We start from the raw sequence: 13248 nt of genomic DNA on the forward strand, positions 1-13248 counted from the left end.
CGACCCCGCACCCAGCCGATTTGGTTCGGCGGGAAAGGTAAGGGGAATTTCAGAGCGGTTTTTCACCATCCTGCTAGAACGGACGTACCCAGTTACGCAGTGAGCGTGGAGCGGAAAAACAGCCCTTATGGAAAGTAGAAGCGCGGGGACGCGAGAGGCGAGAAGCCGGAAAGGCGTTTGATCGCACGTCGGAGCCAGCTACAGCGACTTCCTATCCGCCGCGAACACGATGGACTAAGAGACATCGCGCCCCTGTCCTTCAACGCGATCAGCGCTCCGAATCAAACTCGGAATCCGCACCACGACCGCAATACCTCGATCGTGGCCGAGGTTGACTTTACTCACACTGCCGCCGTGTTGCCGGATCACCTGGTTGGCGAACGCGAACCCCGGCCCTAGTCCGCCAGGGCCCGCAAAGATCAGGGGCTGCATGTCAAAAGCGGAGTTTAATGACCATTCCGGTGTTCGCTCAAGAGCACCGGAATGGCCCTCACCGATGCGTATCAACACGTAGTCCCCTTCCCGTTTGACGGACGACTCAACGACTGCGGCGGGCGGAGCAGACTCGATGACCTGTCGGTAAAGCCGTCCGAGCGCGTGCTCAAGCCGGCCGGGATCACCGAATACCATCGATGACTGGAGGTCCAGATCGATGTTCAAGCGCTTGTCAAGCTTGTAAGCCATTCCGACCGCAATGTCACCCACGCGATGGAGTATCGGATTCAAGTCCATATCGTGCATGTGCCATTCGACCTTCCCCATAATCAACTGTGCTAGGTCGATGAGGCCATTCAGGTCGTCAGTCATTTGTCGTACCTGGTGTTCGATACTCTTTCCAGCCCAGAGGAGAACCTCGGGTTTGTCCGCCCCGTACTTTCGAATCATCTGTGCCGCACTGAGGATCGGTGCGAGTCGATTCCGATAATCGTGGCTCAGCATTTCCAGTGCTGCGAAAAGATGCGCTTCCGAGTCGGTGACGACGCCAGGGAAATGCAAGCACCCTGCACGTTCGAGGGATTCAACTGACAGCATCACGGCCGAAACGCGACCCGTCGAACCCCGTAGCGCGCCAAGCCGGCCTCGCCACACCGGCTCGACCGGATCGGCCATGGCGTTCGCGGCGCCGAGGACAAAATCCGGAACGGATTCGCCCGTTTCGAGAGCGGCTCGGCACAAAGGCTCCAGGATTCTCGCCCACCCCGCCTGGATTTCCCTAATGGAGCGGCCGACAAGGACTTCGATCGGGGAACCACTGATGGCCGAGAGTGCCGAATCGGCAAACAAATATCGCAAGTCTGTGTCCAGCACGCCGAACCCGCAGGTTCCCGACTGTTGATCCCGACCCAGGTCGTTGCGGTACTCATGCATAGAAGGGAAAAACGTAGTGTTGGTGGCACACCCGATGCTGCATGCGTCGTAAAGAGACTGAGTGGGACCGCCGATCACGCCCGTGCAGGGTAGGCAAGGTTCGGATGATGAGATCGAACACCCCCGATACTACGCATACTCGAATCGCAGCCGGGGCTCGCGATCGATACGCTAGCGATGCGCCGGGCTTCACGATCTTCAACTCCCATGAAGCGCTGGGGCGCAAGAGCCTGTATCGCGAAGTCCCATGCTCCGCCATGCCGCCAGGCGTGCCGTAAATGCTCGGCGTTGAGCACATACTCGGCGCGCCACTGATGGCTCCCCACTTGCCGCCCATTTGTGACCGAGGCTAGCATCGCTACAGGAGCTGAGAGTGGTGTACTCAGCCGGACGAAAAGCAAACGCATGTCCATGTCGATCAGCCTGACTGCGCCAAAAGGCCCCGTGCGGGCACGGGCGACGGCAATGCGCTGAATCGGGGGGGCACAAGCACCAAGTCCAGATATTGGATCTGAACACGTTCCCAGCACCCTGGGGATGAAGGGAGCCTGAATGCTCCGGCGACCAAGGGCAGTGAAGCCAAACGGAACTCGATCGCTGCGCGACCACCTCGTTTCGGTTCGACGAACCCCAATCGACAACTGCTGGACGTCGTTGGGCTTAACGGAGATCCATGACAGCGCTCACGCCTTACTTAACCATACCGGGCAGCACTTCTCTATCCGCACGATTACCGAGTTCCCCCAAAAGAATTTCCAGATGCAGTTCTGCCGGCTGTCCGAATGCCGGGAATGAAGGGCTATGGGCGCTGCCGATCGATCCGGCCACAACGCGAGTTCACTACGCTTCCGGCCATCGGGGTCAGGAGTCCTGCCGTACTGGAGGCGCGAACTTGAGGCATCCGGGCGGGCGCCGACGAGCTCATCACCAAGGCATTGATCAAAAGGAGAACCACTGGCCCGCCTTGAGCCCCGTCTTCGTCTGGCTCAGCCTTCGCTTCCCGGTGCCGTGATAGACTGCCGGCATGCATGCCCGACATGGCTGCGATGTGCGAATGCGTCCGGGCCCCCTTGTCGCACGGGTCGTCAACAGGCGACTCCTGATCGACAGTGAGCCCTCCAGCAGCAGCCTTGCGTCTTCGTCACTTTCGACAGCGAACTCCGGGCCCGACTTCCGAGTTCAGCGACCCGACGTTTGTTTTTCCGCTTTATGCCGATATCCAGTAGTAGCGAGCCGGTTTCCCCGCACGAACGCTCCGATTCCACAGTTTTCGTGGTGGACGACGAGCCAGCTCTGTTGGATGCAGTGCGGATGATTCTCGAGACCGAGGGTTACAAGGTCCGTTGTTTTCGGAGCGGGCGGGAATTCCTCGATGCGCTGGACCCAAGCGCGCACGGTTGCGTAATCCTCGACTTGTGCTTACCCGATTGTTCTGGCTTGGACATTCAGGACAAGCTGGTCGAGCGCGGCATCGATTTCCCGCACATTTTCCTGACGGGTTATGGGAGCGTTTCCACGACCTCGAAGGCGTTCCGCACCGGCGCTCTCGATTTTCTGGAGAAGCCCTTCGATAGCGAGGTGCTGCTGGAGCGCGTCGCCGAAGCACTTGCACGCGCAGAAGATCAGCGAACCGGCCGATCGACGGTCCACCCGATATCAGAACGGTACAAGCGTTTGAGTAGCCGGGAAAAGCAGGTGCTGGCGTACATTGTGGATGGCGATTCCTCGAAGCAGATGGCCAAGAAGATGGGCATCAGTCACCGCACGGTCGAGGTCTACCGAGGTCAGATCATGCGGAAGATCGGTGTCGAGACTCTGGTACAACTGATGCTGGCCGTTGCACCTTTATTCGAGCAGGACGAAAGCTCTCGCGATACTTGAAAATCCGCATCGCCGTTTCGCCACCGTTCCCGAGACCCGAACCTGCCGGGGCAGATCGAATGGGACTGCCCCTGGCGTGATGAGCGAGCGCCGCTACGGCAACAGTCCCCCGCATCCATTTTTCCGTGCTGGCCGCGGGTCATCGCAGTCGTTCAGCGATGCCTACAGGCGATGGGGAACATGTGGCGGGCCCGCGGAATCCCAGTCTGCCCAGGAATCAAAGGCGTCGCGAAAGAGGCGTGCGACCTCCCAGGCAATCCAGCCATAGGCGATCCCGCCTGGGCTCTCCCTACTACAGGCCGGAATGAGATCAAGACCCAGCAGTTCGTGTTTCAGATCCGCCTTGGCATGCGCAGCCCAGTAGCCCTCCGGCGTCAACCCGAGCTCAGCCAGCTTTGGATTAGCAGTCGCGAACAAATCACAGGCAATGCCCTCGGACACCAGGTTCAGCGTGATCACTTGATGCGGGAGGCGCTCACGAATTGCCGATCGTACCAGGTAAGAACCGATTGCCCGTGTGTGCAAGGTGGGCATCACCGATTTCGGATCTTCATCCCGACCGATAAACCCGAACTTTCGCATCCATGCTGCGAGCTCCGCAGGATGTGTCACTTCCTCGGCAGCATGTTCACCAAATTGGTCCCTGAAGGCGTCCTCACGGCAGCTGCCGTAGCGGAGCGCTACGGCTCCGGTGAAGTCCTCGGAAAGGAAGTAGATCTGTCTTATCCACTGAAAGTGTGCCGGAGTCGATGCTGCGCGCAGCATCGCAAAAAATCGGCCCTGGCGAATCTGGTCCCGGTAGCTCCGTTGAAGAGCGAGAAGCCAGCTGAGCGGGTGACGACCGTTTGCGTCCATGTTTCCCTCACGCGCAAGCGCGCATCAACACAACCATCGGAAGGCTCCCGACTGGCGAACCAGGCATTGACACGAAACACCGCTAACTTCAGTCACACGACGCCAAAAATCCGGGGTATGTACCCGGGATCCGCAACGCTCCCGATAAGGCGTTCCACATAGCGCTCAGCGACCCGACGTTCGGCTGGGTTCAACGCATAAAAAACATGGCGATAGATACGATTGAACTCCAGTATGGGTTCCAACTCATAAGGGCGCGCCATGCGCATGAAATGCTCGGCCAGAGGAGCAAGCGTTGCGGTGTGTTCCTCGTCAGCGATCAGCAGCGGATCGCGATGAGAACCCGCCTCCAGAATGTATCCGTTCGCGGAAAGGTAGCTGTCGACCATCGCCCTCACTTTCTGAGTGATGCCGTTCACCTCCAGGCGTTGGCGGAAGTCAGTCAGCTCCGATGGAATGAGGGAGGCAAGCTCGCGCCTCGTGAAGCCCGCAAACGCTTGAATCGACCGACTATCCTGGAGCGCAGCCAGGGCGGCCTCATCGCAGAACCCGAACCAGCACTGCACCAGGTACAAGCGCAATAAACGCTCCAGCGGCGCAGCGGGAATCTCGCCCGTCTCGCTCAGGATAAGTTCCCGCAAGCGGGCCCACGGCAGAATCGAATCCATGATCGACAGAAAGCTGCCGTGGGTATCTATCGCCGGATTAGCCAACTGCGCGGTCGAAAGCGGGCGCGGATTCATCGGATCACCCCCCAACGCTGAGATCAGACGGAGATTTTGCATGCACGAACGAGAGACGCTTCAGATCGCCATATCCCCAGATGCTGATTTCACACGGGAATGCGTCTGGCGGGACATCCGGACGGGCACGTAGATTGGGCACGGCCCTCCGTGCGCACACGGAGGGCCGGCAGCGACTCCGCTAGACGACCTTCCGCTTTGTGTGGGCAACACGCCGCTGAGCGTGAGCGGAGCTTATCGGACCACCAGCGGTTCCGACTGATTGTTGCAGCGGCAGCCAACGCGATCTTCACCCGCGGCAGTTGGCTTTCCCACAAAGCTCCGGTATCGGGTCCAGTGCGGCACGGTCCATCACGTCACGGCCCACACCCCATGGGACCTGCTATTTCGTCTCGGCGGTTCGGACCTCAGGTACCACCAAAATGGTCTCCAACAGATCAAGATCCACTGGCTTGATCAGATGGTGATCAAATCCCGCCTCCCGACTGCGACGCTGGTCCTGCTCCTGGCCCCACCCGGTCAGGGCGATCAAACGGAACGAGGAGCCATCGGCACGCTGGCGAATGCATCGGGCTACCGAACACCCATCCATACCGGGCATACCGAGATCCAGGAGGATGACCTCGGGTTGGAAGGCGTCGAGTGCATTCAAGGCGGCCAGACCCCCGTATTCCACACGGACATCGATGTCCAGAAACCTCAACGAAAGTGCCAGGCTGTCCGCGACGTCCCGGTTGTCATCGACGATCATGACACGACGCGGGAAACTCCGTGCAGGCAGCAAGTTGGCCGGTGATAACGGTTCGGATGGAGCCGGTGCCAACGGCAACCGGATCGAAAACTCGCTGCCCTGCCCAAGGCCGTCACTGATCGCCGCGACCTGTCCGCCATGCATTTCGACTAGACGCCGTACGAGGGAGAGTCCGAGACCGAGGCCGCCCTGAACCTTCGCGGAACCCTGATGGAACTGCGTAAACGGTTCGAAGACATGGGGCAGCGCGTCGGCAGGTATCCCGACGCCGCTGTCATGGACCGTTATCAGGGCTTCGTGATCCTGCCGCTCCAGTGTCATGCGGATAGAGCCCCCAGGATCCATGTACTTGATGGCGTTGCTGAGCAGGTTGTCCAGTACCTGAGCAATGCGAACCCGATCCGCATCGACCCAGGCAGGTTCCGTGGGGAGTGACACATTCAACGAATGATGGTCGGCGGCAATCGACGATCGAAAGGCTGCGGCGACCTCCTCCACGACTCCGACCAAATCGGTCCGCTCCTTCCTCAATTCGATTTTGCCAAGCGTAATACGCGACACATCCATCAGATCATCCACCAGCCGTACCACGTGGATCATCTGCCGCTCCATCATTTCCAGTAGAGCCTCGGTTGTCTCCGACCAGGCGTGGGTCTTCCGCAACGCCGATACGCCGCTACGGATGGGTGCCAACGGATTGCGGAGTTCGTGGGCCAGCGTCGCAAGAAACTCGTCTTTTCGCCGATCGGCGTCGCGCAGCGTTTCCTCCAACTGTCGACGCGCGGTGATATCGGTAACCAGTATCACGAGATGGATGGGCCTTTCGGCCGAGTCGCGCAGCAGCGACACGAACTTGTGGACCCAAACCACACGGCCATCCTTTCGAATGTATCGGCTTTCAGTTTCGAACGATGGCAACGGCTGCGCACGCAGAGAACGAATCTGGAAGCGATCCGTCGCTCGGTCATCGGGGTGGACCAGATCGGAAGACGTCTGTTGGCGAAGCTCCTCCGGAGCGTAACCGAGCAGCGTTTGGAAAGCCGGATTGCACTCCAGCAAGTGTCCCTCCGGATCGCCGATAGCAATGCCGATCGCGGCGTGTTCGTATACTGCCCGAAAACGTTGCTCACTGGCGCGCAATGCATTCTCGCCCTGTCTCCGCTCGGTCATGTCACGCGTCACGGTCGCGAAATACAGGGGCTTCCTGGTCTGCGGGTCATCAATACGAAAGACTTCATAAAGGACAGGGATCGGCGCGTCGGTCAGCCAGTGGCGGAAGGTAAGGTCACCACACCAACGCCCCTCGCTCAAGACAGCGGGCAGCACCACGCGATCGACGAAGTTCCGTTCCTCGCGCACGAAATACTCACGAATTTCCGTGAGGCTCACGTCGAAATTACCATCGAGCCCCACCATGCGGCGCCCTCCTTGATTGAGAAACGAGGGTCGGCCCATCAAGTCGGAAATACCGATGAAATCGGGTGATCTTTCGACGATCGACGCCAAGCGAAGGCGCTCGAGTTCGGCGAGCTTCCGTTCGGTGATGTCCTGGGTAATTCCGAACCCACTCGACAGCGTGTCGTTCTGGTCGAACTCGAGAAAGGCCTTCTCCCTCACCCATTTCACCTGTCCCTCGACCAGAATACGGTGTTCGATGTCATAAGACCCGCCATCCCGCGCGGCACGCCATCGGGCATCCACGTATTCGCGGTCTTCCGGGTGCACAATCTCCAGAAAACTGTCATAGCTCATCGCTGTGCCGACCGGCACGCCGAAGATCCGATAGTTCTCGTCGGACCAGGTCAGGATGTTCTTGCCCAAATCCAATCGCCAACTGCCGATCTGGCCCACCAACTGAGCGCGACTCAGGTCATCCTTGCTCTGCCGCAACACTTCTTCGGCATGCGCCCGTTCGATGATGTCCGCCGCCTGGCGGGCCAGAAAATCCAATAGCTGCAATTCGCGTGGGTCGAATGATCGGCGGGTTCGGTAGTGCGTAGAGAACATGCCGAGCGGCTTCCCCTCGCGGCTGAACAGCGGCGTCGACTGGACCGCACGCACGCCGGCCTGCAATTGCACATCCAGAGCCGGCGTACCCTGGAAGATCGCGCTTTGCTCGACGTCCTCGACGATGACGCGTTCCCCGCGTTCCAGTGCCGTGCCGCAAACGCTCTGGCCACGTGAGACGGTATCCCAGAACTCGACCCACCAGTTAGGGAACCCGATCTGACAAGCGATCCTGAGATCTTTGGACTCCGGCTGCAGCAACTGTATGTTCCCGAAATCCGCACCGGTGATCGCTACCGCCGTCTCGACAACCTGAGTGAAAAAAGACTCAAGATGCCCCGGCCAGATTGGCATTTGTCCCAGGCGATGGAGCCGTGTCATGGCTTCGAGGCTATGCGTCAACTGCGATTCCTTTTCGCTAAGCCTCGCGTAGCTCTGACGGATCCGCGCAGCCTGGTCACGGATCACCGCGATACCCAGGCCGATCAGAGCCATGTTGAAGTAAAAGAAACCCAGCGAAAGGTAACTGGCAGGGCTGTTGCTGAATCCCATGATGGGAGGTCTGAAGAGATATTCACCGGCAACGCCCGAAAGAGACATCGCCACAAGCGCTGGGCCCGTCCCGCAGAGATAGAAAGCGATCAGGGCAGCGGGATAAAGGGTAATGAAGGCGAGGTTCCCGGTCGTGGCGTCGATCAGCGGGTTCATCAGGAACCGAGCACCGAGTGCGACGAGCACCAACACCAACGCAAGCGCATACCGGGCATAGGGGCGCCAACGAAAATGCCACTCCCCTATCGGTATGGCTAACAGGTGAACCTCGCGCATGGGGTGTCAGTATCTCGCGATTGCTCGGCGGAATGCAGTTAGGCCTGTCACTGTAGCTCGACGCTGTGGCGGAAGCGAGCGCCGTCGCGCGATTATTTGCGGAATTCGGGCGGCACCGATCCGGTACTGGTTCTGCGACATGCAGGCCGACGGTTGAAGCCAAAACGACAAACGCCGGCCCTTGCCACTCGAACACAAGCTTGAGCTCGCGCCGGACCATATCCTGAAACAGTCCAACAGCGACCTGTCGGAGGTGCTAGCGCGTTGGACGCTGCGTGATGCGAGCGAATGGCACCGAGCACAAACCAAGCAGGACTCTTGCGTACCCAAGGCCGTCATCTTTGCGGGTGGCTACGACCTGTCGATCAACCGCTACAACGAAGTGTTCCACAAAGTGGTGCCAACCCAATGTTGCACCCCGAGATGCTTAGGGCACGTGGCGACCATTCCACACAGGCAGGGCGCAACCGCCGATTTAAGTCCTGAGAGCCTTTGTCGACACAGCCTGTGGTTCGGGAGCGCTACCATTTCACGCCCGACTGCCTCATGGGCGCTACGAGCAGCCATCACGACCCGCAAATGAGCACCCTCTTGGAAAGGTACTGTTTGGATTAGGCATCGTACCGTAGTGACACGATGCGCTTTCTTCCGAAACTTCGATCCAACTAATGCCGGCTTTGCTTCAGTTTCGGGAGCACCGCCCCCGGCGGAATCCAATAATGGATCGGAGAATTCCTCGCCTTATTGAACGGAATCCGCCGCCTCCGTAGTCGCACGGATTGCGGCATCGAGTTCTCCGGCGTTACCCTCGCTCCGTAGCCAAAGGAGAGGCCAAGCAGTCTGATCACCGTACCTCAAGCCAATGGTTATGAAAATCCCGAAGCAATCGATCTTGGAGGCAAATAATGGATTCTAAACAGGCTTATCAGGAAAAGATGGACGCTCAATTGCGGGAATGGGAAGCGAAAGTTGAAGAGTTGAGAGCTAAAATGGATCAGGCGAAGGCTGAGTTGAAAATAGAGTACAGGGAACAGATTGACGCATTGCGTGGTAAGGTGGACTCCGCACAAGGAAAGTTAGAGGAGTTGCGTCATTCCGGCGAAGAAGCGTGGGCAGAGCTCAAACCAGGCTTGGAGCGTGCTTGGGATGACATTAAAACTTCTGTCGAGAACGCCGTGGCCAAGTTTTCCTAGCTAGAGACTGGACAGCGGCATTCTAGTATTTATCAGACCCATTGCGATTAAATTCGGTTTCGCCTTACCTGAAAAAAGAGTCTTCTTTAACATGTGATCAGCACGTTTTCTCCCTGCCATGAGCCAGGTCATTTAAGACATAGTGATTCCCTGGAAATCTCGGGCTCTACTATGCGCTGATCGCGATGTCATGTGCGTCATAAAAGAAAGATGTACAGCCGATTTTCTGGAGAGTATTAGTCATGTCTACGGCCGTTTATGAACGTCGCATGCTGTTGCGCGGGTTTCTGGCTGCCGGATGCGCCTTTTTATTACAAAGCAAAAATCGTGCAGAGGCAGCAAGGTTAAGCAAGGAAGAAGCGCAATACTAAGACAAACCCAAGGGCGAACAGCACTGCGACAACTGTATGCACTTTATCGGCCCCAACGCCTGCGCCGTGGTGGAAGGCAGCATCAGTCCCAGTGGCTGGTGCAGGCTATGGGTCAGAACATCGGGTTGATTGCACAAGGGTCCGCCGTGAGTCCCGGAATCGCATGACGGCAGATGGACTATGTCAAAAAGGCGACTCCGGCGCCGAGAGTCTGCCAAAACGCAACCAGCATGGGCGAGCCCGCGGTCAAGTGGGACTGCCACCGGGCAGGGGTGATGCGCCGCACTGTGCTCGGCATAAGGGTAGGACGTAGCACGCCGCGTAACGAAGCCGGTCAATGCCGATGTGCCTTGCTCGTGGTGCAGCCATCAGATAAATCGAACTTTACGGCACACACACACCAGGGCTGAAGTGGACCTTGCGGTGGGTGGAATGCAGTTGGCTATCGACGGCGCCCTATTTCCTCATGGCCGCTAGGCTGCTCCCGCGGCACGGCGAGACGCCGGCGGCGACCGCAACGGAGTTCGAGCTCTAATGGCCTCACACGGCCGGCATTTGCCGGGCCTTAACGACAGCTTGCGACAGGATTCCAATGACCAGAAAGGCAAGCCCCGCCGCTGAGTGCTGATCGAGCGGAAAACCTAACCGTTCGATACGCAGGGCGACGCCGTTCAGGGAGGACAGCTCGATCAGAAGCCCTCTCAAAGTTGATACTGATAATGATGGCCCCTAGCAGCCCGCCAACGACGAACCCGGACCAATACCCTAGGGGCTCAGCAAGGCGATGAGCTTGATCAAAACTGACGCCAATGAATTCCCCGGGCAGAGAATCCGGCTCAGATCAAGATCCTTTGTTGGAAGGCCGGGTCGATCAGCGCGCGGAAAAGCTCGCAAGCCACCGCGATGATAAATATCACCAACTCAAGCTCGGTTCCGAGAAGCCGCCTGGCGTTTGAAAAACCGAGCGTGAAGCCGCCAGCCGGGACGAACTGTCAGAAGAGCTCACGCCGCAGACCCAGTAGAAGACTTGCCATCACGATTTGAGACCAGACGATAGCCTGTTCCCCAGGAAAGTCAGGGGATTGTGGCGTGAACTTGGATCTTGTCACGGAAGGTGCATCTGTACCAATAAGGCCAATGAGCGCGACTCCAATGGGAAAGCTGCGCCGGGCAGGTATTCCGGCTCGGGTGACTCTCGGCTCAGCCGCGCCGTGTCGCACACGAGCGCCCAGCGCGCATCCGGCTCATAGGCTGGGAGAACGAACGAAATTGCACGATCGTCCGCATTGAGCATCAGCATATAATTCTGATCAGTAATCGGCTGATTGCGCGGGTCACGCTCATCGAGCACCTCGCCAAACAGGTAGACGCCCAAGCAGCGGGCGAATGACTGATTCCATTCGGCGTCACTCATCTCTTCGCCGAGAGGGTTGAGCCAGATGATGTCCTTGATGCCGACACCGCGGATTGGACGCCCGTGAAAGTAGTGTTGGCGCCGGAACACGGGATGCTGTTTGCGGAAGTGGATGAGGCGCTGGACGAACTCGAGGAGCGCTTGATTGTCGGCGCTGAGTTCCCAATCGACCCAACTGATTTCGTTGGCCTGACAGTACGCATTGTTGTTGCCCTGTTGGGTTCGCCCCAATTCATCTCCGGCGAGCAACATGGGCACACCCTGGGACAACAGCAAGGTCGCGATAAAGTTGCGCTTCTGGCGGGCCCGCAAGCGGTTGATCTCGGCGTCATCGGTCGGCCCTTCGGCACCGCAGTTCCAGCTGCAGTTGTTGTCGTTGCCGTCGCGATTGTCCTCGAGATTGGCTTCGTTGTGCTTTTGGTTGTAGCTGACCAGGTCATGCAGCGTAAATCCGTCGTGCGCCGTGACGAAATTGATGCTGGAGTACGGTTTACGACCATTGTGTCCATATAGGTCGCTTGAACCGGTCAGACGGAAAGCCAGATCGTCGATGAGGCCGCCTTCGCCTTTCCAGTAAGCGCGTACCACATCACGGAAGCGATCGTTCCATTCAGCCCAACCGACCGGGAAATTGCCCACCTGATAGCCGCCTTCGCCGAGGTCCCAGGGCTCGGCGATCAGCTTGACCTGTGACAACACCGGATCCTGGTGGATTATGTCGAAGAAGGCGCCGAGACGATCCACCTCGTGCAACTCGCGCGCGAGCGCCGAGGCGAGGTCAAAGCGAAAGCCGTCGACGTGCATCTCCAGTACCCAATATCGCAAACTGTCCATGATCAGCTGCAGTACACAGGGCTGCGTCATGTTCAGCGTGTTTCCACAGCCTGTATAGTCCGTGTAGTAGCGAGGATTCTCGGATGCCAGGCGGTAGTACGCCTTGTTGTCGATGCCGCGGAAGGAAAGTGTCGGGCCCAGGTGGCTGCCTTCGGCAGTGTGGTTGTAGACGACATCCAGGATGATTTCGATGCCGGCCGAGTGCAGAGTCTTGACCAATGTCTTGAACTCGCGCACCGGGTCGCCCGCCGCATAGCGCGAATCAGGTGCCAGGAAACCGATGGAGTTGTAACCCCAAAAGTTGCGCAGACCTTTTTCGACCAGATGGCGATCGTCAACGAAGGTATGCACTGGCATCAGTTCAACCGTGGTGACGCCCAACTTCTTCAGATGCGCCATCACCGGTGCTGTCGCCAGGCCTGCGTAGGTCCCCCTGAGTGCCGGCGGCACGTCGGGGTGCCGGGCGGTGAATCCGCCCACGTGCAACTCGTAGATGATGGTTTCGTGCCACGGAATGCGCGGCGGCCGGTCGTCACCCCAGCTGAATGCGGGGTCTATGACCTGGCACTTCGGCATTCTCGACGCGCTGTCCCGACGATCGAAGGCGAGGTCTTCGCTTTTATGGCCCACCCTGTAACCGAACTGGACATCGCTCCACCGCAAGCTCCCGACGATCGCCTTCGCATAGGGGTCGATCAACAGCTTATGGGGGTTGAAGCGGTGCCCCTGAAGCGGCTGGTAGGGACCGGTAACGCGGTAGCCGTAGAGCGTTCCGGGACGCGCCTCGGGCAAATAGCAGTGCCACACATAACCGGTTTGCGCCTGCAGTGGAATCCGCTGGAGTTCACGTCGGCCTTTGCCGTCGAACAGACACAGCTCCACTTTTTCAGCGTTTTCGGTGAAAAGCGCGAAGTTCACGCCTTCCCCATCCCAGGTGGCGCCGAGAGGGTATGGGCGACCTTGCCAGACGGTGGGCGCAGTCTCGGTCATAGGCCTGGGGAGC

At 58.7% G+C, this 13248-nt stretch carries 8 protein-coding genes and 1 pseudogene; 4 read left to right on the forward strand and 5 right to left on the reverse strand.

The features are described from left to right. Positions 1 to 234 precede the first annotated feature (234 nt). A complete protein-coding gene (locus ACW73L_RS18050; protein WP_498923973.1) occupies positions 235 to 1368 on the reverse strand; it encodes a sensor histidine kinase in 1134 nt (377 codons plus the stop codon). 1209 nt (positions 1369 to 2577) lie between these two features. Between ACW73L_RS18050 and ACW73L_RS18055 the strand changes: the two genes are divergently transcribed. Further along, positions 2578 to 3249 carry a response regulator transcription factor gene (locus tag ACW73L_RS18055; RefSeq protein WP_498923974.1) on the forward strand — a complete coding sequence of 224 codons (672 nt, stop codon included), beginning with the start codon at positions 2578 to 2580 and terminating at the stop codon, positions 3247 to 3249. A 162-nt stretch (positions 3250 to 3411) separates the two neighbouring features. On the opposite strand, the gene ACW73L_RS18060 is transcribed toward ACW73L_RS18055, so the two are convergent. The 3 genes from ACW73L_RS18060 to ACW73L_RS18070 all read right to left on the reverse strand — a co-directional run bounded on the left by ACW73L_RS18060 (position 3412) and on the right by ACW73L_RS18070 (position 8433). Continuing rightward, positions 3412 to 4104: an iron-containing redox enzyme family protein gene (locus ACW73L_RS18060; protein WP_498923975.1), complete on the reverse strand. Its 693-nt coding sequence runs from the start codon at positions 4102 to 4104 to the stop codon at positions 3412 to 3414. Positions 4105 to 4196: 92 nt separating this feature from the next. Further along, positions 4197 to 4847, reverse strand: a complete 651-nt coding sequence (locus ACW73L_RS18065) for a transposase (protein ID WP_498923976.1) — start codon at positions 4845 to 4847, stop codon at positions 4197 to 4199. A gap of 382 nt (positions 4848 to 5229) precedes the next feature. Continuing rightward, entirely contained in the window at positions 5230 to 8433 is a 3204-nt protein-coding gene (locus ACW73L_RS18070) for a PAS domain S-box protein (protein WP_498923977.1), read from the reverse strand. Positions 8434 to 9338: 905 nt separating this feature from the next. Between ACW73L_RS18070 and ACW73L_RS18075 the strand changes: the two genes are divergently transcribed. The 3 genes and pseudogenes from ACW73L_RS18075 to ACW73L_RS18085 all read left to right on the forward strand — a co-directional run. Beyond that, positions 9339 to 9626, forward strand: a complete 288-nt coding sequence (locus ACW73L_RS18075; protein WP_498923978.1) for a sll1863 family stress response protein — start codon at positions 9339 to 9341, stop codon at positions 9624 to 9626. Positions 9627 to 9868: 242 nt separating this feature from the next. After that, positions 9869 to 9997 carry a hypothetical protein gene (locus ACW73L_RS18080; protein ID WP_498923979.1) on the forward strand — a complete coding sequence of 43 codons (129 nt, stop codon included), beginning with the start codon at positions 9869 to 9871 and terminating at the stop codon, positions 9995 to 9997. Between the two features lie 24 nt (positions 9998 to 10021). Next, positions 10022 to 10126: pseudogene (locus ACW73L_RS18085) on the forward strand (hypothetical protein); the annotation flags it as partial. A 976-nt stretch (positions 10127 to 11102) separates the two neighbouring features. Here the strand turns inward: ACW73L_RS18085 and glgX are convergent. After that, entirely contained in the window at positions 11103 to 13163 is a 2061-nt protein-coding gene (gene glgX / locus ACW73L_RS18090) for a glycogen debranching protein GlgX (protein WP_498923980.1), read from the reverse strand. Positions 13164 to 13248 lie beyond the last annotated feature (85 nt).

This window comes from Methylolobus aquaticus (genome assembly GCF_054172105.1).